The organism is Chitinophagales bacterium (genome assembly GCA_041392475.1).
Lineage (GTDB): Bacteria > Bacteroidota > Bacteroidia > Chitinophagales > UBA2359 > JAUHXA01.
Genome location: JAWKLZ010000002.1, coordinates 1,338,613 through 1,361,039, shown reverse-complemented (window position 1 = coordinate 1,361,039; position 22,427 = coordinate 1,338,613). Strand labels below are relative to the sequence as shown.

The window sequence follows — 22,427 nt, the reverse complement described above, 5'->3', positions numbered from 1 at the left end:
GGATTTGTTAAATCGTCTGATAGACACTAAAAATAACTACTTTTGTTATTGAAAAAAATCATATAGTCGACTAAACACCAAGAATGAAATTTAGTAGCGAAAAGCAATAAAAAGTATTTTTTTTCTTACAAATGCTATTCGTTTCAATTCCTTTTATCGTTATAGGTTAAAGAATGATCTTTCGCATCATTCAGCACTTATCATTATCTCTGCAAAGTAACTATTTATTAGTTTAAAAATTACATTCATGAAGCCAAAATCTACTTATGCTGTCCTTAGATTTATCTTGTCCCTCTTTTTATTCCTTAGCTGCAATGCAATCATGGCACAGGAATGTACGATAGATTTCTCTAATTTTACGATTGACACACCTGATGGCACCATTACCATTGGTGACAATGCAACCGTTTGTATCAACCAAACAGTAACCCTTCCCAATCTAAATTTTCAGCCAGGTATCGGACAACCCAACCCTGGCATTATATGGGCAGTCTATGATTGTCAACCTACCACCATGAATCCTGATAGTGATCCCTGCAAACGCCCTGTAGTATTGCGAGATCCCGATGGAAATGTCATCATTGGAGGAGGAGAAGCAGACTTTAGTTTTGCCAACTTACCGAGTCCTGGCGAATCGGAAATAACTGTTTGCTTAGTACCCATTATTGACGGCGATACCAGTGGTTTGGCCATTGAAGACGATTGCACAGGCATTGCAGTCGGTTTGGATTACCCTTGTATCACCTTTTTAGTGCCAGAAGACAATCCTACTCAATGCGATAGCGATTGCGATGCTTTTGAAGCCAATGACGAATGTATAGACGCAATATCATTGACACTACAAGCAGGAACAGTTGTCTTTCCAACCCTAGCCGATAGCGTTTACTCCAATGTTTGTGCAACGAGAGAAGGCGAATTGGAAGTACCTAATTGCTTTTTGGATAACAATACCGCAAATACTGTCTGGTTCAGTTTTGAAGGAACAGGCGGAGAATACACCATTAGCGTCAATGCTTGTGCAGCTGCAAATGCTTTGATTTCGGATAGTCAAATGGCGATTTACACGGGCGGCTGCAATGGTTTGACACAAGTGGCTTGTAATGACGACATTGGTGGAGGCAATTTGCTGTCAAGCATCACCGAATTTCCAACCATTGAAGGTACAACTTACCTCATCATGGTGGATGGCTTTAACAATGAGTCAGGTCAGTTCTGCATGGAAATCACCGAAACCGCACCGCCTTGTGATGCCAATTTTGGTACGGTCAACTTTGCAGGAGAAACCACAACTTGCGAAGGCACGAGCTTCAATTTCACCCTTACGGGGGCTTCAACGAATGGCTTTACTTCTGGTTTTGTGGTGGTAAACGAAATGGGTATAATTGTAAACATTGTAGCTCCAGGAGATATAAATTTAGCACCAGGCACTTATACAATTTATGCGATTAATTTTGACAACGGAGATACGGATGCAGTCAATGGTGCAACGACAATTGAAGAACTGAATGGACTCAATGTTTGTGCGGCTATACAGGAAGTAGGCACAACGATTACCGTACTTTTTGACGGATCTCCAGATTGTTGTGAAGCTGCAATTACTTCTATTTCAGCAGAAAACACAACCGTTTGTGCGGTGACGGGTGAAAGTTTGACTATTACGATAAACGGTGCAAATACAGGCAGCGGTTTTGCGAATGTGTGGTACTATGAGCAAAATGGCAACCTTACTTTCGGCGGTTTTTTCCCTTCAAATGTTCCCGCCATCGTTTTTGACCCTCTACTTTTGGGCCTTAGCGGAGGCGATTTTACCATTTTTGTAGTCAATGTATCTGTGGGAGATAGAGTTGCCTTGACAGATGCCATCAATGCAGGAGCAGACATTGCAGTGTTTGTGACTTCTGACGAAATTTGTGCAGCTATGGTAGCTACGCCTTTGTCTATTACGGTATTACCTGCTGACAATCCCGATTGTGTGGCTTGCGACCCCAGTGCTGGCAATTCTTCGGTGTCCATCAGCACTATATGTGAGGGCGAGTGCATTGCAGTGAGTGTAGCAGGTGACAATCAAAATGAAGGTTTCAAAACACTTTTATTGGTGACGCAAGGCGATAACACAACAGCTATTATTGATACCGCTTCGGTAGGAGATTTTTGTTTTGCAGCAGGCACTTACACACTCTACTCCTTCAATTTTGTGGAAACAGCACAGACCAATATCATTGCACAAATTGCAGCAGGGGCTTCCGTCAATGACTTGCAGGCCTTAATTGACAATGGCAGTTTTTGTGGAATGATTGAAGCTGAAGGAACGACTGTCACCTTTTTGCCGACTACCGATGATGCGTGTTTTGTGTGTGAAGCAAATGTGGGGACAGTGGTGAATCCTCCAACAGATGTGACAATTTGTTTTGGAGAAGCACTAACTTTTCAAGTAGAAGGTGACAATACTAGCACGGGCTTCAATACACAGTTTTTAGGGGTGCTTCCAAGTGATTTGACCATTTCTGCCTTCATTGAAGACAATGTAGTTCAGGTTTTACCAGTTGGTACACTTCAATTTTACGCCATCAATTTCTTAGAAGAGGATGAATTGAAAATCAATGAGGTGATTTTGAATGGTATTTTTACAGACTTATTGGACTTGATTGATAACAACCAACTGTGTGCTGAGATAGTTGCAACACCTATTGTTGTAACGGTTTTACCTGCCGATCATCCTTCTTGTGTAGGCGACCCATTTGTTGTGGATTTTGATATTACAGTGGCAGCAGATGGCTTGAGTTATACAGTGACGATTACAATGTCTGGTGGCAGTGGCGACTATACTATTGACGGTAATCCTGTGGATGGCAATACATTTGTCAGCGACCCAATTCCTTGTGGACAACCTTTCTCTTTTGAAGCTTCTGACGGCACGCTGATTGAAATTGTGCAGGGTACTTCCCCTTGTCCTTTGCCTTGTTTTGCCAATCCAGGAACGATGCCTCAATTGGATAAAACGCACCCTATTTGTGATGGTGATGCAACGAACTTCAACAGCACAGGCTTTAACTTGGGTGAGGCAGACGTATTGATTTATGTATTGCACGACAATGCAGCATCGGAGTTGGGCAATGTGTTGGCAGTCAATACGGATGCAGGTGTTTTTACTGCAACTTCGGGCATGAATATCCTCACCAATACGGTCTATTACATTTCATCAGTAGCTGGGCCAGACAATGACAGCGATGGTATTCCTGATTCGGACAATGAATGTACTTTGGCAGCAGCGGGTACACCTGTGGTATTTTTAGAGCCGATTGAACTGGTACTGGAGATTTCTTGTGACGAGACTACTGGTGATGGAATGTTAGCGGGGCAAGTATTTGGTGGTTATCCAGCCTTTGCAGCAGAGGGTTTTTACTTATTCGAGAATGGCACCTTCAATGGGGTAATAGAAAATGTAGGGGGTTCATTCAATTTTATGCTGAATGACGGTGATGTATTTGAACTTCACGTAACGGATGGTTTTTGTAATGCAGATGTAGTGGGGGATCCTTTTGTATGTACTAAAAACCCTATCGAACTTCTATCCTTTGAAGGTGAGGTTTTGGGAGAAGGGAACTTGCTGCAATGGGTAACAGCCTCCGAAACAGACAATGATTATTTCACTTTGGAGCGTTCGATTGATGGAAAAGCTTTTGAAGCGATTGCTACAATAAACAGTCAAGGAGACAGCTTTGATTTGCAGTCGTATGATTTCTTGGATCGAACTGCACTGCAAGGGGTTAGCTATTACCGCCTGCGTCAAACCGATTTGAATGGACTCAGTACAACTTCCTATACGATTTCTCTTCAAAGAGGAGAAAGAGGCTTTGAATTGATTGAAGTTTATCCAAATCCTGCTAAAAACAGATTGAACATCAACTTTACGATAAATACAGAACGAACCGTTGAGATAAGTGTTTACAACATTACAGGGCAGCAGTTAATCCGTCAAACAACAGAGAGCAAAGAAGGAATCAATCATGCGGAGGTAAACGTCGGTAGCTATCCAATGGGTGTTTACTTCGTGCGTATTTCTGATGGAGAAGCTGTTCAAACACAAAAATTTGTGAAAGAATAACCATAGTATATAACTTAAAAAATCAATAACTATGTCTATGATTAAAAATACAGTATTTGCATTTTTTGCATTGTTAATGAGTTTACCTGCATTTAGTCAGGCAGGAATTGAATTAGGCGTATTTGTGATGCCACAATCAGTTTGGGTCTTCAATAAAGACGACTCAGATCAAGGCGCACGCTTGGATTATGTGCCAAAATATTCGTTTGCGTATGGAGCAAAAGTGGGTTTCAATTTCAGTAATACAATAGGCTTACAAACAGGTCTTATCATTTCTAAACAAGGTCAGGACTATGATTCAGATGGAAGTGGTGCATTTGGTTCGGCTTTACCGAGTAGTTGGATAGGTACAGATAGAGTCGTGGATTTAACCTACTTAAAAATCCCTTTATTATTGAAATTCAACTCTAATCCTGATGCAGGAACAGCCTTTTTGTTCACCATTGGTCCTCAACTTGCTTTCTTGACATCTGCGGAATCAACCGTCAATGATATTGCAGAATCCTTCAATGGTTATACGCTGAAAGACTTGTATGAGCAAAGTTATATTGGCGCAGTGATGAGCATTGGAGCGCGTTTCACTATTGCCGAAAATTTGTTTCTCAACACTTCCTTCCGCTTTGATGGTTCTTTAGGAGATGTAGAAAACAAAGACCAAAACAATCATTGGCTATCAGACAGACCTGATGGACGAGCGGTAACAGGTGGAGTGGATATCGGCATTAGCTACAATATTGGAGGATAGAAAATCAATGAAATTGAAGTGATTTAAAAAAAAAGGAGCGTATTAAAAAATACGCTCCTTTTTTTAAAAGTCAACATTCAAACTCTATCCAGTCCAGTACTAAACGTTGAAAGAAGTTGAGCCATGTTGTAAAACAGAATTTACTTTATTAGCAATCCTTAAGCTGCAACAGATAGATATTCTTCACAAGCTTGATGGCAAGTATGACACGCATCCGCACATTTCTGACAATGTCCTCTATCATGTTTACGACATTCCTGCTCACAAGCAATACAGGTCACTATACAAACTTTCAATATTTCATTTAGTTGATGAGAATTGCGATTGACCAGCTTTAAGGTCAAAGCACAAATATCTGCACAGTCACGATCGGTTTTGATACATTTCACATGCATCTGTATGTTCTCTTCATTCAAGCACTGAGTAGCACAGTTTTCACAAGCGGCAATACAATCCGCCAATTTTCTGGATAATTCTTGGTTATTCATGGTCTTTAGCTGTTTTATAAGGTTCAAGAAATAAATAAATCCAACAAAATATATTTACCCCATTTTTGAGTTTGAATGAGGTAATAACTATATTTATCAGATGTATATAAGTTGAATTAAAACGTAACCAAAAGAATTATGTTCACCTCGTCATTTATTTTTCTTTAGCATCCTTCACCTTCGCCGACAACAATTCAATCTCGACAGGCAAATGTTTTTTGCTGAGCATATTCACCAAATCCATTGTTTCAGTTTCGGTAAAGTTGCCACTTATTTGAGCTGCTCCGCCAGTCAATTTTTCTCGAACAATGGGAGCAGAAACAACTTGATTGTTAAGAGTTATCAAAATAGCTTTGTCTATGTTCCTATCAGACAATTTTTCCAATTTTTTGTGGCCCGATTCTTTGAAGACCAAACTGACAATAGGAAGATTGTTATAGTCTTTGTCTGAGCGAATTTCCGAAATATCGTTGTTGTTTAAGTATTCATCCTCATTAGCAGGCACTTTTGCAGCGTAAAGGGTGAACTGATTTTTATGTTCTGAATATTGATTGGGCGAACGACTCCATATAAAGGTGGCATTATTTGGGAATAAATTTCGGATATGAGTGTTCACGAGATAGCGATTTATCTGTGCTGTATCTTTTGCAGAAGCTAAACCTAATTCTGCAAAATCACCCTTCTTACTCACCTCAAACAATCGACTGAATAAGGTTTGAACGTTTTTCTCCACATCCGCCGCCGCCTGTGTGTCACCTGTTTGTTGAAGGGCATCGACTTTTCTTTGAAATTCGGATTGCAGCAACTTGTCAATTGTTTCAGCAGAATTATCGGTAAAAATTTCCTCTTTGTTAAAACATTCTTGCATCGAAAAATACCCTCTCTCGGTGAGCAACTTTTTGACCCTTTCGGAGTCATCTACGGTTTCAATAACCACCTTCAATTGATTGTTTGGCACAGAATTGAAGGTAAATTGCTTTGCCGCATAACCATAGCCTGTTAATCTTTCAGATAGAATTTCAATGGTTTTTTCTTGTAACTGATTGATATTGCCATTATCCGATAACTGCAATACATATTCAATGCCTTTTTTGCCTTTGATGCCCATCATAAAACAAGCACTTATTAACAAACAGTAAGAGATAGAAAGAATGATTTTTTTCATGTAGTAAAAATATTAAAAAACCTCCCTTTTTCAAGCTGAAAAAAGGAGGTTATATCACTAAATGTTAAAAATTGCTGTTTAAAAGAACCTATTTACACATTTCGTTTAATATACAAAGAACTTTTGAACAGTGTTTTGTGTATCACTGTTCAACTGCAATAGGTAAGAACCTTTCTGCAATTTGCTGATGTCCAATTGTATTTTGTTGTTGATAGTAGGCGAATTTACAGCCTGCTGCAATACCACTCGTCCTGTTAAATCGTACACGGTGATATACATAGCTTCTTTAGAAACATTGTCAAACGCTACATTCAAAATATTTTTAGCAGGATTGGGGAACAATCTCATAGCCAAATCAGCAGTCGTTTGGATGGTTTCAATGTTTTCTGCTAATTCAGTTGCATTGCCGTCATTTCTACTTCCACTTGAAGAACAACCTTCAATCAATACATCATCAATATACACATAATCATTGTTTCCAGAAGCATCACAACGGAAACGCAATCTTGTATTAGAAGTAAATGGACCTGAGATAACCACATCATCTGTATAGTAGGTATTGTTATTGAAGCTACTTCCTTGTGCATAAGCTGCAACAGTTGTATAGGTAGAGCCACCATTCGTTGAAATCTGCAACCAGAAATCTTCACCACTTTCCATGCTTACGGCTTGAAAGATAAAGGAAACGGTCAATTCGTCGTAAGCAGATAAATTCAAATTATCGGTTGTCATCACAGAGGTAGAGGTATTGTCTCGCAATCGAATGCTGTAGCTGCCACTATAAGAATAACTGCTGGCACCTCGATAAGAGTCAGAACCACCATCGTTCCAGATTCCCCATCCCGCTTCAAAGTCATCGAAGTCAATAGTACCATAAGTACAAGAACCTCCTCCGCCGCAAGGAGCGCAAGAACCGCCACAATCAACACCTGTTTCGTTACCGTTTTGAACACCATCAGAACAAGTTGGACAAGCAGTACAAGAACCACCGCAATCAACACCTGTTTCGTTGCCGTTTTGAACACCATCAGAACAAGTTGGACAAGCAGTACAAGAACCACCGCAATCAACACCTGTTTCGTTACCGTTTTGAACACCATCAGAACAAGTTGGACAAGCAGTACAAGAACCACCACAATCAACACCTGTTTCGTTGCCATTTTGAACACCATCACTACAAGTTGGCGCAGGACCAGAACCCAAGCAGAAATTAGTGGTTTCAGAAGATCCAAAAGAACCACCAGAAACCGAAGTTCCACTAATGCTATAAGAACCATTGCCATAAGAGCAACAGATACCATCACCATACGCATCATTGATGGTAAAATCGTAGCAACCATCTGCCAAACAGAATGTTTCAGAAACTGTAGAACCGTCTGCCAAGCTGCCATAAGTGCCGCCTGATGCTATTGTTGTTCCACTTGCATTTTTCAATGACCAGCTTGTTTCTTCTGGGTAATTGTCCAGTACAATAGTCAAAGTCACTTCATTGTCAGTACAAACTGTTGGGCAGGCAGGACAATCAGCACCACCACAATCAACGCCTGTTTCATCGCTATCTTGTGTTCCATTTGTACAGTGGTTAGGAGCAGGTGTACCACAACCATTTGAGCTAAGTAAACTCACTCTTGCACCACCAACTTCAAACAAAGCACGCATACGGTTTTTTTGACCAGTTGTATAAAGATTCATACAGCCATCGTCAGAATAATCCATGTAGTTTTGGAACATATCAGGAAGATCACCACTACCACTATTACAGGTATTAGGGCCAGGATAGTTACAAGGTGAGCCTGTATAGTTAGCTGAACCTGCAATTGGAGTGTCTGATACAAAATCATCTACACTACAACCACCATCACCCCAGATGTGGCGAAGATTCAACCAGTGACCTACTTCATGAGTTGTTGTTCTACCAAGATCAAAGGGAGCATTTACATTCCCTGTTGTTCCGAATGCAGTAGTCAAACAGACAACACCATCTGTTGCAGCAGGACCACCAGGAAACTGTGCATAACCCAATATACCGCCACCAATATTACATACCCAGATATTGAGGTAATTACTAGTATTCCAAGGATCTACACCGCCTTGGCTACTTTTTTTCATTGCATCATTGGTACCCCAAGTAGTTTTGGTAGTTGATTTGCGAGTAATGCCAGTGGTCGAATTTCCACTCGGATCTGTTGTTGCCAAACAAAATTCGATTTGTGAATCTGCAGCAACTCCCAGAAAGTCAGAAGGTGTATTGGACGCATCTGAATTCAAACGACGAAAATCTTCATTTAATACATCAATCTGAGATTGGATTTGGGCATTGCTGATGTTTTCTGCTGATGTTCTGTACAATACATGAACGACTACGGGAATGTTGATGACACCATTTACTTTTTGTTCGCTACTGTTATTCTGTAGTACTTTGTTGGTGTGGGCTTCGATTTGTTGCATGTTTTTGACAATCTCTGGGTGCTTTTGTTGAAGCATTTCGAGATGACCCATCGTTCCACAATTACGAGTTGTTTGGGAAAACAATTCAGTATTGCTGCATACCATGCAGCAAATTACTAATAAAAGGGCAGAAAGTTTCTTCATGTAATTAGAAGGTTTTGTTGATTAAAAATAAAATTAAGTACAAATAACTGAATAGCTTGTTTTATCTCCTATTGCAAATGTAACCTAATGTTAAAAAGAGTTTAGAGCAGTTTTTTAACAAAAATTAAATTTGAAAAGAGAGATATGTGCTGTTTTTTAAGTAAAAATCTATATGCAATCACGTGAATTGTTAGCGGTTATAAAATTTCCTTAGTCTGTAAATTTTTAGGTTTTAACAGACTTTTTTATGTTAAATTTTTGTTAAAAAATATTAATTCATCAGTGTATGGTTTTGTTATAACCAAATATTTCCTTCCTTGCGGCATTTTCTATCTTTTTTTTTACAAATAGCGTAAAAAAAAATGACAATCAGTATTTTGTAAATATTATCTTAAAAACTACATTTGTTCGTTTTTTTTTAACTGTAAACCAAGATATTTTTTATGAGTCAAGAAACTTACACTACAAAATCCGAACATAAATGCCCTTATTGTCAAAAGGAAAAATTAGAAACTGTTGCAACAGCTCCTTATGTGCGTGGTTTTTTATTGGCTTATCAGATTGGACACAATTCGTTTATTGGCTGCGTGCCTTGTGTTCGTAAAAAATTGTTGGGGGAGGCAGGTATTTCTGCCTTGATAGGTTGGTTTAGCATTACAGCCTTCCTTATCAATCCTTTCTTGATTGTCTATAATTTGATACAAGCAGCATTTTTGAAGTACAATCCTCAAAAGGTGAAAGCAAAACTGAAGGAAGTTGGAATTCCCGAAAACCTTGAATCCATTAATTTGACACAAATTGGTTATGCATTGGCTATCAGCATGATTAAGGCAGATGGAAAAGTGGAGGAATCGGAGATTAAACAAGCAGAAGAAATTGGTGAAAAAATATTTAAAGACTTCGATGAAGCCAAATTTAGAATGATGCTGAACGAACAGAAAGATGTACCATCTATTCGTGACTTGGCGGTGATACTCAATGATGTATTGAACGAGGAGGGGAAGTTACTGATCTTTAAATATTTATTTGCAATTGCACAAGCAGATGGAAATATTGATAGCAGTGAAGCCCTTATGTTGAGTGAATTGGCAACTGTGTTGAGCATTCAGAAAGAGCAGTTGACATAAGCTGTAAATGAAAATTAAAATAAAAAAAGCACTTCAATATCGGTTTCTTATCAAATAAAATTGGTAAAATTATTTTTGAAGCGTTCTTAAACGAGTTTTTTAGACACCCAATTAAAATAAAAAGCATCTTGCAAATGTGTAATTTGCAAGATGTTATGTTGAAGAAAAGTGGCCCCACCAGGACTCGAACCTGGATCAAAAGTTTAGGAAACTTCTATTCTATCCCTTGAACTATGGGACCCATTGAAGAAAATTCAAATGCAAATTAAAACAACAAACTCAAATTTACAAAATAGCTGGCAGATTTGAGTTTGTTGTTTTCTGTACTTGCTTTTTTCTATTTTATTAAAACAAACAACACTAAGGAAACAAACGTCCGTAGTATCTCGGAAAAGGAATCGTCTCACGAATATGCTGTGCGCCAGTAATCCACATCACCGTCCGCTCAAAGCCCAATCCAAAACCCGAGTGAGGAACAGAACCATACCGTCGTAAATCGGTGTACCACTGAAAAACATCTTCAGGCAGGTTGTGCGCCCTGATAGAGGCCAACAATACATCCAAATCATCCTCACGCTCCGAACCACCAACAACTTCACCAAAACCTTCGGGAGCCAATACATCCACCCCTTTAATGTATTCAGGGTCATCAGGATAACGCTTCATATAGAACGCCTTGATAGCACGAGGCCATTTATAAACCATCACAGGCGTATCGTAGAGGCGGGTCAATACACGCTCATTGGGTGCGCCAAAATCTTCGCCACGAGGAAAGTTTTTAGAAGATTCAATCCAAAGCGGAATGTTTCTTGCGCTCTCCTCCAATTGTTTCACCTCCTGTTTCAACTTATCCACTTTACTTTGCAGATAGTTGCGCTGACCTTTTTTGATATTGCCTTTTGATAGTGTCGCTTCCGTTTCTTCAATTTCAGTTTTCGCTTGCGTCAATTTTGTTTCCACTTCCGCCAAGTCCGCTTCTTGTACAGCAATGGCATTTTTGCCATTCACATCCTTTTCTCCACGAATAATGTCCACTGCCTCTTCATAAGTGATTCGTGGAAAAGGCTTGTGAATATGTTCAAAAAGGAAAGTATCTCGCTCCAAAGCCTGCAATTCGGTTTGGCATTTTTCAAAAACATCGGTGATGATGAAACGAATAAATTCTTCAATCAAATCCATGTCCATGTCCAAATCATAAAACGCCATTTCGGGTTCTATCATCCAAAACTCCGATAAGTGACGGGGCGTGACCGACTTTTCAGCCCTAAAACAAGGCCCAAAGGTATAAACCTTGCCCATTGCCATTGCAGTAGCTTCGGCATACAACTGACCAGATTGAGAAAGATACGCCTCGACTCCTTCTTTGTAGAACTCTGTCCCAAAAAGATCTGATGTTCCTTCTGCTGCATTTCCCGTTAGAATAGGTGAATCGGTTTGTATAAAACCTCTATCCTGAAAAAATTGGTGAATGGACATTTTCAGGCGGTTGCGAATACGCAAAATAGCCCATTGTTTTTTGGAGCGCAACCACAAATGACGGTGATTCAACAAGAAGTCGGGTCCATGTTCTTTTTTGCCCAATGGAAACTCTTCCGCAAGATGGACAATTTCAACTTTGCTTACCTGAAGTTCATAACCTCCTGTTTGTCTTTCGTTTTTTATGACTTTGCCAGTTAGAATAATCGAACTTTCTTGTGTAGCTCTTTTGACAGCTTCAAAATCGTCTTCCGAAACATCCTGTAAATTAATCACACACTCTACATATCCAGAGCCATCACGAAGAGTAATAAATGCAATTTTTCCTCCTGTTCGTCGTGTAGCTACCCAACCTTTTAGGGTAACTTGCTGTTCATCATATTGAGATAAGTCGCTGATTTGTACCATAACAGTTCTGCGTTTTCAGGCAAATTAAATAAAGCCACAAATATACAATTGTTTTGTAAAGTTATAGAACTGCTACAAAATTATCGCCAAAGTAGTTCCCATGTTATAGGTGAAAGTGAACCTGAAAACAATATCAAAAGTGAACTGATTGTCTATTTTTGAAACTTCAATAAGACAGAATTATTTTTGGTTTACCTTTATGCTAACAGAAAATAAATGTTTTTTGTATGTTTACGATATCCATCTTAATGCAATCAATACTATGAGAAGCAAAAAATATACCCTTGAAGAATGGCTTGAGTTAATTAAATCTGGAAATGAAGAGGCTATCTCACATCTGTATGAAAAATACCGAAAAGAGTTTTTTTTATGGATAAAAAATAAGTATCAATGTACTGATGAACAGGCAATGGATGCATATCAAGAAAGTGTATTGGTGCTTTACAACAATGTGAAAAAAGAAAAATTAACAAAATTTACGAGCAGTATTAAAACGTATTTGTTTGCGATTGGGAGAAATGTAATCCTCTACAATCGCCGAAAATTTCAACGAGAACGAAGCAGTATAACGGACAAAGAAAGCGAAATTGTGGATAAGACTTCGGTACAAGTAAACTTACAAGTTTCGGAGCGTCAGAAAATATTAATAGAAGTGCTAAACGATATGGGAAGTCCCTGCAAAGACTTAATCATGTTGTACTATACAGAGAATCTGCAGTTTAAAAAAATTGCGGAACAAATGGGGTATAGCAGTGATACGGTAGCAAGAATGCAAAAAATGCGTTGCTTGAAAAAAATGCGGGCGATTATGAAAGAAACATATAGTAAGGAAGATTTGTATTAAACCTCCAATTTTAGAGATGAAAAAAAAGTTACGAGATGGAACAGATGACAAAAATTGCTGATTTTATTACCCATAGACTATCACCAGAGGAAGCGGCAATGGTAGAACTACGGATTGCAGAGGATGCTGAATGGAAAGAAGAAGAAGCTTTTCAAAGAGAGGTTTTGTTTACAGCCATTGAAGTGAAAAAAATGCAGTTGCGAAAACAATTTGCAGGCATTGAGGCCAAACTGCAAAAAAAGTACGCCAATAACCTTTCTACTTCAATAGATAAAATCAAAACATCAATCAAAGAACACGTAGAGTATTCTGTTGAGCAATTGAAGGAACTGTTTGCTCCTGTACCTCACTATCAGCCACTTTTAGCCATGCCAACGAGGGCAGGCAGTCTTGAAGTGATGATACCTCAAAATGGCATTGATTGTACGGATGAGGGATTGCAGTTTGAACTCACAGAAGCAAGTGACGAAACCTTAGAGTTGAGCATTGAAAACAACCAATGTGAGGAAGTTTATACACAAGAAATTCTCCCGAACACTTTTCAATTCATCGTTCCCTTTGCTGCAAAAGATTACCCGCCAGGGCGTTATTATTGGAAATTAATGGTAGAAGACGAAATGATTATTTCAGAGTTTTTTGTAGGTAAAGACCTTATTTCAACACTTTAATCGTCATTTTCACATCTTCAACAGGTCTATCACCTCTTTTGGTAGCCACAGCCGCAATCTTATCAATCACCTCCAAACCTTCAATCACTTCGCCAAAAACGGTGTAGTTATTGTCCAAAAACGGTGTGCCACCTACTTCTGTGTAAATCTTTTTTTGCTCATCAGTGAATGTCACCTTCAATTTGTTCTCCATCTGCTTCAATTCACCCTCAGAAACAGGTTTGCCTTGAACAATGTAAAACTGTGAGCCAGAAGAAGCTTTCGCAGGGTTTACATTATCTCCTTGACGAGCAGCCGATAAAGCTCCTTTTTTGTGAAAATACTGCGGAAAAACAAACTCTGCTTCCACCGTGTAACCAGGACCGCCGCCGCCCAACATTTTATTGGAGTCCACATCTTTGGAATCAGGATCACCTCCCTGAATCATAAAGTCCTTAATCACTCTATGAAAAAGCGTTCCATCAAAGAAACCTTCTTTGGCAAGTTTAACAAAATTGTCCCGATGCAATGGAGTTTCGTTGTACAATTTCACTTTCATGTCACCATAATCGGTACTAATCAATACAATACGTTCTTTATTGCCGCAAGAACCCAACATCAAAACACACAAAAAAACTATACTAAAAATCGTTCGTTTCATAATAATGATACTGTTCAAAATTTGTGTAAAGCTAAAAAAAGTATCTCTCTAATCTGCGATTATCTGTGCTATTTGCGAAATCAGTGACTCAAAATTCGGTCGTAAAGTTGCCAATTTTCTTCGTCAAAACAAATAAAAATGACCTCCTTCAATGTTTCACCCTTTTCCTCCAAAAAACGCTGCGTAGTTTCTACTGCAATATTCGCTGCCATTTCTTTCGGATAGCCATAAACCCCCGTGCTGATATTCGGAAATGCAATGGTTTCAACTTCGTTTTCCACGGCAAGTGAAAGGCTATTCCAATAACAATTCTTCAACAAGTCCGCCTCTTCCCGATGGCCACCACGCCAAATAGGGCCAACAGTATGAATCACATACTTTGCAGGCATCCGACCCGCCGTAGTAATAACGGCATCGCCTGTATTGCAGCCGCCAATTTTTTTACACTCCTCCAAAATAGCAGGTCCACCTGCTCGGTGAATCGCTCCATCTACACCGCCACCGCCCAGCAAAGAACGATTTGCAGCATTCACCACCGCATCCACCATCATTTTGGTAATATCACCCCGTTGAAGTTTGATTCTATCCATCAGCTAAAAAAGGTCTATCTTTGTTTAGAAAATCGGTTCAATAATTGCTCTAAGATAACGGAAATAGCGGATAAAACAATATACAAATGGATTTGCAAGAGCTGGTCATACAACGAATTGAAGAAGCACGGAGCCAACAACTTCGCACTTTAGACCTTACCAACCTCGGATTAACCAAAATACCGGATAACGTATTTGAATTAACTCATTTAACAGAATTAAAACTGGGGCATTGGTCGGCATATACAAAACGAGATAGGAATCAAATCAGTCACATTCCGAGTGAAATCGGACTGCTCCAAAATCTGCAACTCCTTGATTTAAGCAGCAATACATTAGAAGCGTTGCCTCCTGCAATAGGTTTTTTGAAACAACTGGAACTGCTGGATGTGAGCAAAAACGAACTCGAAAATCTCCCAAAAGAAATAGGAAACTTACAGCGATTGCAGCGATTGGATTTGAGCAACAACCAACTGAATGAATTACCTGAAAGTTTTTGTCAACTGCAAAACCTGCAACGCTTAGGGTTGAGTAGTAATCATTTGACACAACTACCCGAGCATTTTTCCCAACTGCGAAACCTACAACGTTTGGATTTGAAGGGAAACCGATTGGGGAGAATTGGAAATGAATTATGTGCTTTACCCGCTTTGCAGCGATTGGGTTTGGGCGACAATTTACTCAAAGAACTGCCCGAAGATTTTGCTCAATTGACATCTTTGCAGCGATTGTATTTGGGAGGCAATCAGTTGAAGTCTTTACCAGATTCTTTTGCCGAGCTAAAAGAATTGCAGCGATTGTACCTCAGCAACAATCAATTGACAACTTTACCCGAAACTTTTTCAGGATTGGAGAAGCTGCAATTGTTGGATGTACGCAGCAATCAAATTGTAGGGCTACCGAGTGGAATAGGTAATTTGAAGGAATTGGAATACTTAGATTTAGGCAAAAACGAAATTCGTGTTTTGTTGGCAGAAGTAGCCAACCTTCAAAAATTAGAACTGTTGGATTTGAGTGGAAATAGATTGCGGGATATTTCGCCAGAAATTGCCAACATTCAGAGTCTGCAATATCTATACCTCAAAGACAATCCAATTGATTCACCTCCACTTGAAATTGCCAATAGAGGCATTATTTCTATTCGCAACTACTTCAAAGCGTTGGCAAAAGCTGAGGAAAAAGATTTTCTGTATGAAATGAAATTGCTCTTGGTAGGTGAGGGGCGAGTTGGCAAAACATCTTTGTCTAAATCGCTGACTCACAAAGATTATCAATTGCAGGATGAACAAAGCACCGAAGGAATAGATGTGAAAGCTTGGATTATTCCGAAAGAAGAATTGAGTTTACAAAAAGATTTCAGGCTGAATATATGGGACTTTGGAGGACAGGAAATTTACCATGCAACCCACCAATTTTTCCTTACCAAACGTGCCATTTATCTACTCGTCACCGAACCACGAAAAGAAGACAAACACGAAGATTTTTATTATTGGCTCAACATTATCAGCCTTTTAGGAGGAGATAGTCCTGTGTTGATGGTACTTAATAAGTGCGATCAGCCTACCAAAGAACTACCGATAAATGAGTACAGGAAACATTTTCAGAACATTGTCAGTCTAGAGCGAATTAGCTGCAAACCAGACTATAGAGATACAATTGAAGCACTAAAAGACAAGATAAAAGAGCTACTTCAAAATCGTCAATTGTTGCCGCACATTGGTACGCCACTACCCAAAGTATGGGTGGATATTCGTAAAAAGTTGGAGCAATTGAAGGAAGAAGGCAAAAATTACATTGGTTTTGAAGAGTATTTGGAGCTTTGTCAAAAGCACCATTTGAATGAAACAAGTGCTTTGTTCCTCAGCGAATTTTTCCATGATTTAGGGGTCATTCTTCACTTCAAAGATGATGAAGAACTGAAAAGCCGCATTTTCCTAAACCATGATTGGGTGACAAAAGGAGTGTATAATGTACTGGACAACCAGCGCATTAAAGAAAAATATGGACATTTTACAGACAGCGATTTGAGCCATATTTGGCGAGATGAAGAGTATGGTGACAACAAGCAAGAGTTACTATCACTCATGAAAAATCACAAGTTTGAACTTTGTTTTGAACTGCGACCTGGTCATTACCTTGCGCCTCAGCTTTTGAATGTGGATGAAATTCCTTACGAATGGCGCACTCATCTCAACAATTTTCACTTTGAATACCGCTATCCATTCATGCCCAAAGGGATGCTGACGAGGTTGATTGTCAAGTTACATCCGTTTATTCACGAAGGAACGAACTGGCGATATGGTGTATTGTTGGACTACAAAGACACAAGGGCATTGGTGCGAGAACAATATTTTGACCGCAAAATTCACATCACACTTGAAGGTAGTTTTAAGAAAGAAATGCTTCGAATGATTCGCCAGACGATTGAAGAAATTCATGCGGATGTGAATAACCTGAGTGTGAGTGAGTGGATTTCCTGCAATTGCGCCGAATGTGCAGATAGCAAAGAACCGAATTTTTTCCAGTTCAGCGAACTGCAAATGTACCACGAACAGCGAGAAAAATACATCAAGTGTTCAAACAACTACATCAAGAATGTAGAGGTGGAATCACTGATTCATCAGGTGGTGAAAACAGAGCGTAAAAACAAGCTGAGCAAGTACCTTGAAGGGCAAATAGTAGATTTATACAGCGAAATCGAACCTGCTTCAACTGTGGATTCTTCTCAAATTGAAGCCCCCAAACCAGTTGAACAAGAATCAGGAAGCGAAATTGAAACAGGAACCCAAAAGACTGCTGATTGGCAAATGGTATTGTTTATTCTTGCCATTGTCCTATTACTTTTCGTACTGGCTTGGCAGATATATTTGACAACGATTTAAAAAACCTTATTTCACTTCAAAACTAATCGGTTTTACCTCCAAAAATTTATTGTTCGGAGTTTTTACCTTAATATCAGTAATGCGGTACAAATCACCCACTTGTGCTTCCAAAAACAAGCGGCGTGTAGAAGTGCTGAACACATTGCCGCCATTGATTTGGGATTCAGGAGGTGCATCGGCTGGATAGCGGGTTACTTTGCAGCGTATGAGTTGGAAATTAACTTTGACATCCAAATCATTGTAGCCAAATTCCAAGTTTTTGGTATCCCGCATTTTTGCCATGGTGATTTCGCCCCCTGTTTTGCCGTCAATCATAGCGATAGGAGCAGGGAGTTCTTCGGCTTGATAAATAGTGGTTTCAATCAGTTGCGGTGTACCATTGCTTCTGTCAAAAATTTCGACTTTCACTTCCCCCGCTTGGGTTACTTTCATCACATATTCGCCATTGTTGCCCGTAATTCGCACATTTTCGCCCTTGAATTGCAGGTTCTTGGGATCAACATTTGGATCGTCAATATTGAAGGGATAATCCACACCTACATACAAAATGGCTTCCGATTTTTCTACTTTTGAAGCATTGTTAGTAGTTTCTTCTTCTGTGGGAGTATATTTGCTATTGGGATTTCCTTTGACCACAAAATCTTTTGTACCAATAATTTGTGGGCGACCACCTACTTTCGCTCGAACCGTTACAGTGACTCTATTTCCCGAACGCACATTGACATTGAACTTGCCTTTGCTGGGGTCAATGGGGGATACAGTATTGCCTTCTCCTGTGACTTCGAGGCGAATCGTACTCGGATCTACTTCTGCAATGGCAACCTCCAATGGGGTGTCTTGGTTGGCTTGTAAAATGCCTTCTTCGCCTCCCACATTTTTAATTGTCCACAGTAAGTCATCTACTGGATTATTAGACTTGTTCGGCTCGATAATCAGTGAATAATAAATTATTGAAAATATTTAATGATTTATTATTTTATGCTTAAAACACTCATAAACAAATGTTTTGAAAAAGAGTCCTATATTTTGATTATAACAAATGTTTTTCAAGAGGAAAATAATTGCACACAACAAATCACTTTTCACATAACTCTATCATAATCAAATCCGTACAAGTCTATTTTTGATAGGAGCATTCACATTGGGTTCTGGTATGGGAAGCACCTTGAAGGAGTGTTCGCTGACGACGCCATATTTGCCGTTGATTTTGGCAAACAAGTTGATTTTTGCAGTGCCTTGTCTCTGTGGTTTTACATTGTACAGACCTCTTTCTTTGTCAATGGTTTCGATGTCAATCCACGAACCTTCTGCAATAGGAGTTACATTGGCGAGGTCAATACCCGTAGCCTGTATGCGAATGGGATTTTCACCGACATACAAGTTTCCCATACCGCCTTTGGTCAAAATCTGAAAAGCAGGTTCTCTGGTAGTTGTTTCTTCTTCAGTTGTGACCTCTTCTGTTTTCGGTTCATCTTCAATAATAGGAAATTCGTTGGTAGGTCTTTCGTTATCATCTATGTTTTCGGATGAGGGCAATACTCCCAAATCCTTCAAATCACGGTTGATTTGTTCTCGATTGAAGTAGTACAACAATCCAAAAATCAATAGAATAAAAAATATGATATTGCCTTTTTTAAGTTTCGCACTTCGTGCCATCTTGTTTTATTTGTTTGATTATTTTGTCGAGTAATAAACCATAAAGGTTACTTACAAAAGCAAAAAAAAATGGAAATGAAAATTAAAATGAACTAAATCACACTATACTTTTCACCTTTTTGTTTTCTGCTTCAAATTAAGCGACTCTTACTTTCTTTATAAAGGTAGTACAGTTGTAGAAAGTTCCCAAAAAAATGTTAAGTAAGGTGAATGATTGATTTTTGGAGCAAAGTAGCTGGTACTGATTCCGTATCTTTGTATTTTTAAAAAAATACAAACCATTGAAATTCTCCAAACTCTTGATACTATTGATGTTTACCTTCACAGCCTGCAATTCTTCAAAAAATGTGAACAATCCTGCTTATGGGTTGCTTTTGAAAACCTTGTATAAAAATACGGTTCCATTGGTAAATGTGGAACAACTTTCTCATGAACTACCTGCTGACAGTATTGTTTTGTTGGACAGCCGAGAAGAGGCAGAATACAAGGTAAGTCACCTCAAAAACTCGATTTGGGTGGGTTACGAAGCGTTTGATTCGACCAAAGTAGCAGACTTTCCTAAAGATACAACGATTGTGGTGTATTGTTCAGTGGGCTATCGAAGTGAACGGATTGGTGAACAATTGCAGAAAATGGGCTTTACGAATGTGTACAACCTTTATGGAGGTATTTTTGAATGGGCCAATCGAGAACAGGAGGTATTGGATTCTACTGCAACGCCTACCAAAAAAGTACACGGTTTTTCTAAGTCTTGGGGCATTTGGCTGAACAAGAAGGTGGAGAAAATCTATTAATGCAATAGACGGGATGCAACTGAAAGTGAACGATTTGTTTGAAGAAATTAAAATAAAACATCTATGAATTCAAATGTATTGCGAGTAGTGACTTTGGTGATGCTGAGCATTAGTTTGATTGCAAATGCTTTTTTTGTGATGGAATTGGGGGGTACGGATGAACGCATTGCAGCCTTAAAAGAAGAGGAAGATGTTTTTGCACAGCAGTATAAGGTATTGCAACGAAACTATGAGGTAGCCAAGGAAAATTTTGAAGTATTGCGGCAAGAAAATACCAAAAAAATATTGCTTCAAAGCATTTCACCTGCCGATACTGCAAAAGCCATAATTTATTGGAATCCAAATGAACATACGGTTTATATAGATGCAGATGGCTTACCTATCCCTCCTCCTGACAAACAATATCAAGTGTGGCTGCTGCAAAAAGAACAGTATATAGATTTGGGTGTTTTCAACTATCAAACTGATGTAGCCAATTTTTTCCGAATGAAAAATGCCATTGAAGCAGATGGTTTTGTGGTAAGCGTGGAGAAAATTCGAGGAGATAAACAACCAACCAAAATTATCGTTTCCAACACTCATTTATAATCCAAAACAAGTTTTTTATCGTATGTTTGGACGCTATACAGGGCTTATTATTCTTTGTTGGTTCGTCCTTAAAAAGACAGTTGTAATTATACAAAGGTATTACATTTATCGTTCATTCTAAAAATAATACATTTTATGTCTGATACTTATTACAATCCTGCGGATCTGAAGAAATTTGGAAAAGTGACGGAATGGCAAGAAGAAATGGGTAAAAAATTCTTTGACTACTACGGAACTGTTTTTGAAGAAGGTGCGCTGACGGTGCGTGAAAAAGCCTTGATAGCTTTGGCAGTAGCGCACACAGTTCAATGCCCTTATTGCATTGACGCTTATACTGGTAGCTGCCTCAAAAATGGAGCAGATGAAGAACAGATGATGGAAGCGGTTCATGTGGCAGTAGCAATTCGTGGAGGCGCTTCCTTGGTACATGGTGTTCAGATGATGAACAAGGCAAAGGAAGTACTTATGTAGGATGTTTGAATGGCTATATGGTCGCATTGCTGTACTGATTCGGTAGTGTTTCAACAATATAACCATCCAACAATATAGCAAACAATTAAAACAGTAGCATGATATCAGCAGATAAAAAGGAATCTAAGCGTTCCTTGCAAGGTAAAGGTCACCGACTTTCGGATACCATGATTCAGTTGAATGTACTGAATGGCAAAGATATTATTGATGCAAAATTTACTCCTTTTGGGCGCAAATTGAAGGATATCGGACTGCTTCCTTTGAAGCCAACAGGCATTGATACTTTTCAAATTAATGCTGGGAAAATGTGCAATCAGGTGTGTAAGCATTGCCATGTGGATGCAGGACCTGATCGCAAGGAAATCATGACCCGTCAAACTTTTGAGCGATGTCTCGAAATTTTGGCGAGCACCGACATTCCAACAGTGGACATCACAGGCGGCGCACCCGAAATGAATCCACATTTTCGGTGGTTTGTGGAAGAGTGTAGTAAGTTGGGTAAGAAGGTGATAGATAGATGCAATTTGACCATCATACTCGCCAATCCCAAATACCACGATTTACCACAGTTTTTTGCCGAACATAAAGTAGAAGTCGTGTCTTCATTGCCTTATTTTAGCCAAAGCAGAACGGATAACCAACGTGGAGACGGTGTTTTTGAGGCTTCTATAAAAGCACTGCAAATGCTCAATGAAGTGGGTTATGGAAAGGAAGGAACAGGCTTGAATTTACATTTGGTTTACAATCCCTCTGGCGCATTTTTGCCAGGCGATCAAGGCAGCCTTGAAGCAGAATTTAAACGCCAATTGAAGCGGCGTTATGACATTGTTTTCAACAATTTATTTGCGATTACCAATCTTCCTGTCAGCCGATTCTTGGATTATTTATTGGAAAGTGAAAACTATGAATCGTATATGACAGAACTGGTGGAAGCCTTCAATCCTACTGCTGCAATGGGGGTGATGTGCCGCAATACGATTTCTGTGGGTTGGGATGGTTATCTCTATGATTGTGACTTCAATCAGATGCTGGAACTCAAAGTGGAAGGTAGTTCTCCTCAACACATTGACGATTTTGATGTGGATATTTTAAACCAACGCAACATCATCGTAAATCAGCATTGTTATGGATGTACGGCTGGAGCGGGGTCAAGTTGTGGTGGAACAACGGCGTAGGGAAATTTAAGTC

At 39.2% G+C, this 22,427-nt stretch carries 18 protein-coding genes and 1 tRNA gene; 10 read left to right on the top strand and 9 right to left on the bottom strand.

Annotation, left to right across the window (positions count from 1 at the left end; all coding sequences use genetic code 11):
- The first annotated feature begins 247 nt into the window (after positions 1-247).
- Both R3E32_18820 and R3E32_18815 read left to right on the top strand, forming a co-directional pair.
- On the top strand, positions 248-4,105 hold the full coding sequence (locus R3E32_18820; protein MEZ4886788.1) for a T9SS type A sorting domain-containing protein: 3,858 nt from the start codon (positions 248-250) through the stop codon (positions 4,103-4,105).
- 37 nt (positions 4,106-4,142) lie between these two features.
- Positions 4,143-4,850 (top strand): outer membrane beta-barrel protein, encoded by a 708-nt coding sequence (locus R3E32_18815; GenBank protein ID MEZ4886787.1) that lies wholly within the window; start codon positions 4,143-4,145, stop codon positions 4,848-4,850.
- 158 nt (positions 4,851-5,008) lie between these two features.
- On the opposite strand, the gene R3E32_18810 is transcribed toward R3E32_18815, so the two are convergent.
- From R3E32_18810 to R3E32_18800, 3 genes are all read right to left on the bottom strand, one after another.
- Positions 5,009-5,338, bottom strand: a complete 330-nt coding sequence (locus R3E32_18810) for a four-helix bundle copper-binding protein (protein ID MEZ4886786.1) — start codon at positions 5,336-5,338, stop codon at positions 5,009-5,011.
- Between the two features lie 154 nt (positions 5,339-5,492).
- A complete protein-coding gene (locus R3E32_18805) occupies positions 5,493-6,503 on the bottom strand; it encodes a hypothetical protein (GenBank protein MEZ4886785.1) in 1,011 nt (336 codons plus the stop codon).
- Between the two features lie 105 nt (positions 6,504-6,608).
- Positions 6,609-9,095, bottom strand: coding sequence for a T9SS type A sorting domain-containing protein (locus R3E32_18800; protein MEZ4886784.1), 2,487 nt, complete (start codon positions 9,093-9,095; stop codon positions 6,609-6,611).
- A gap of 443 nt (positions 9,096-9,538) precedes the next feature.
- Between R3E32_18800 and R3E32_18795 the strand changes: the two genes are divergently transcribed.
- Positions 9,539-10,222, top strand: a complete 684-nt coding sequence (locus R3E32_18795) for a TerB family tellurite resistance protein (GenBank protein ID MEZ4886783.1) — start codon at positions 9,539-9,541, stop codon at positions 10,220-10,222.
- Positions 10,223-10,391: 169 nt separating this feature from the next.
- Here the strand turns inward: R3E32_18795 and R3E32_18790 are convergent.
- Both R3E32_18790 and R3E32_18785 read right to left on the bottom strand, forming a co-directional pair.
- A tRNA-Arg gene (locus R3E32_18790) sits at positions 10,392-10,463 on the bottom strand.
- Between the two features lie 119 nt (positions 10,464-10,582).
- On the bottom strand, positions 10,583-12,106 hold the full coding sequence (locus tag R3E32_18785) for an amino acid--tRNA ligase-related protein (protein MEZ4886782.1): 1,524 nt from the start codon (positions 12,104-12,106) through the stop codon (positions 10,583-10,585).
- Positions 12,107-12,368: 262 nt separating this feature from the next.
- Between R3E32_18785 and R3E32_18780 the strand changes: the two genes are divergently transcribed.
- Positions 12,369-12,950 carry a sigma-70 family RNA polymerase sigma factor gene (locus tag R3E32_18780; GenBank protein ID MEZ4886781.1) on the top strand — a complete coding sequence of 194 codons (582 nt, stop codon included), beginning with the start codon at positions 12,369-12,371 and terminating at the stop codon, positions 12,948-12,950.
- A 35-nt stretch (positions 12,951-12,985) separates the two neighbouring features.
- On the top strand, positions 12,986-13,618 hold the full coding sequence (locus tag R3E32_18775) for a hypothetical protein (GenBank protein MEZ4886780.1): 633 nt from the start codon (positions 12,986-12,988) through the stop codon (positions 13,616-13,618).
- Here the strand turns inward: R3E32_18775 and R3E32_18770 are convergent.
- Entirely contained in the window at positions 13,602-14,258 is a 657-nt protein-coding gene (locus R3E32_18770; protein MEZ4886779.1) for a peptidylprolyl isomerase, read from the bottom strand. The genes R3E32_18775 and R3E32_18770 overlap by 17 nt on opposite strands.
- 80 nt (positions 14,259-14,338) lie before the next feature.
- Complete coding sequence (locus R3E32_18765) at positions 14,339-14,848, bottom strand: O-acetyl-ADP-ribose deacetylase (GenBank protein ID MEZ4886778.1); 510 nt, start codon at positions 14,846-14,848, stop codon at positions 14,339-14,341.
- Positions 14,849-14,934: 86 nt separating this feature from the next.
- Between R3E32_18765 and R3E32_18760 the strand changes: the two genes are divergently transcribed.
- The gene (locus tag R3E32_18760; GenBank protein MEZ4886777.1) at positions 14,935-17,730 is read left to right on the top strand and encodes a COR domain-containing protein; all 2,796 of its coding nucleotides are present in this window, start codon (positions 14,935-14,937) and stop codon (positions 17,728-17,730) included.
- A 6-nt stretch (positions 17,731-17,736) separates the two neighbouring features.
- Here R3E32_18760 and R3E32_18755 read toward each other — a convergent pair whose 3' ends face one another.
- On the bottom strand, positions 17,737-18,603 hold the full coding sequence (locus tag R3E32_18755) for a GldM family protein (protein ID MEZ4886776.1): 867 nt from the start codon (positions 18,601-18,603) through the stop codon (positions 17,737-17,739).
- Between the two features lie 228 nt (positions 18,604-18,831).
- Positions 18,832-19,386, bottom strand: a complete 555-nt coding sequence (locus R3E32_18750) for a GldM family protein (GenBank protein ID MEZ4886775.1) — start codon at positions 19,384-19,386, stop codon at positions 18,832-18,834.
- 311 nt (positions 19,387-19,697) lie between these two features.
- On the opposite strand from R3E32_18750, the gene R3E32_18745 reads away from it, so the two are divergent.
- From R3E32_18745 to arsS, 4 genes are all read left to right on the top strand, one after another.
- Complete coding sequence (locus R3E32_18745; GenBank protein MEZ4886774.1) at positions 19,698-20,180, top strand: rhodanese-like domain-containing protein; 483 nt, start codon at positions 19,698-19,700, stop codon at positions 20,178-20,180.
- Positions 20,181-20,243: 63 nt separating this feature from the next.
- Positions 20,244-20,768 carry an anti-sigma factor gene (locus R3E32_18740; protein ID MEZ4886773.1) on the top strand — a complete coding sequence of 175 codons (525 nt, stop codon included), beginning with the start codon at positions 20,244-20,246 and terminating at the stop codon, positions 20,766-20,768.
- Positions 20,769-20,903: 135 nt separating this feature from the next.
- The gene (locus tag R3E32_18735) at positions 20,904-21,239 is read left to right on the top strand and encodes an arsenosugar biosynthesis-associated peroxidase-like protein (protein ID MEZ4886772.1); all 336 of its coding nucleotides are present in this window, start codon (positions 20,904-20,906) and stop codon (positions 21,237-21,239) included.
- Positions 21,240-21,337: 98 nt separating this feature from the next.
- Positions 21,338-22,414: an arsenosugar biosynthesis radical SAM protein ArsS gene (gene arsS / locus R3E32_18730; protein MEZ4886771.1), complete on the top strand. Its 1,077-nt coding sequence runs from the start codon at positions 21,338-21,340 to the stop codon at positions 22,412-22,414.
- Positions 22,415-22,427: the final 13 nt, after the last annotated feature.

Bases quoted from the DNA above. Each gene is read 5' to 3' on its own strand.
- R3E32_18820 (MEZ4886788.1), top strand. From the start codon at position 248: ATGAAGCCAAAATCTACTTATGCTGTCCTTAGATTTATCTTGTCCCTC.
- R3E32_18815 (MEZ4886787.1), top strand. From the start codon at position 4,143: ATGATTAAAAATACAGTATTTGCATTTTTTGCATTGTTAATGAGTTTA.
- R3E32_18810 (MEZ4886786.1), bottom strand. From the start codon at position 5,338: ATGAATAACCAAGAATTATCCAGAAAATTGGCGGATTGTATTGCCGCT.
- R3E32_18805 (MEZ4886785.1), bottom strand. From the start codon at position 6,503: ATGAAAAAAATCATTCTTTCTATCTCTTACTGTTTGTTAATAAGTGCT.
- R3E32_18800 (MEZ4886784.1), bottom strand. From the start codon at position 9,095: ATGAAGAAACTTTCTGCCCTTTTATTAGTAATTTGCTGCATGGTATGC.
- R3E32_18795 (MEZ4886783.1), top strand. From the start codon at position 9,539: ATGAGTCAAGAAACTTACACTACAAAATCCGAACATAAATGCCCTTAT.
- R3E32_18785 (MEZ4886782.1), bottom strand. From the start codon at position 12,106: ATGGTACAAATCAGCGACTTATCTCAATATGATGAACAGCAAGTTACC.
- R3E32_18780 (MEZ4886781.1), top strand. From the start codon at position 12,369: ATGAGAAGCAAAAAATATACCCTTGAAGAATGGCTTGAGTTAATTAAA.
- R3E32_18775 (MEZ4886780.1), top strand. From the start codon at position 12,986: ATGGAACAGATGACAAAAATTGCTGATTTTATTACCCATAGACTATCA.
- R3E32_18770 (MEZ4886779.1), bottom strand. From the start codon at position 14,258: ATGAAACGAACGATTTTTAGTATAGTTTTTTTGTGTGTTTTGATGTTG.
- R3E32_18765 (MEZ4886778.1), bottom strand. From the start codon at position 14,848: ATGGATAGAATCAAACTTCAACGGGGTGATATTACCAAAATGATGGTG.
- R3E32_18760 (MEZ4886777.1), top strand. From the start codon at position 14,935: ATGGATTTGCAAGAGCTGGTCATACAACGAATTGAAGAAGCACGGAGC.
- R3E32_18750 (MEZ4886775.1), bottom strand. From the start codon at position 19,386: ATGGCACGAAGTGCGAAACTTAAAAAAGGCAATATCATATTTTTTATT.
- R3E32_18745 (MEZ4886774.1), top strand. From the start codon at position 19,698: ATGTTTACCTTCACAGCCTGCAATTCTTCAAAAAATGTGAACAATCCT.
- R3E32_18740 (MEZ4886773.1), top strand. From the start codon at position 20,244: ATGAATTCAAATGTATTGCGAGTAGTGACTTTGGTGATGCTGAGCATT.
- R3E32_18735 (MEZ4886772.1), top strand. From the start codon at position 20,904: ATGTCTGATACTTATTACAATCCTGCGGATCTGAAGAAATTTGGAAAA.
- arsS (MEZ4886771.1), top strand. From the start codon at position 21,338: ATGATATCAGCAGATAAAAAGGAATCTAAGCGTTCCTTGCAAGGTAAA.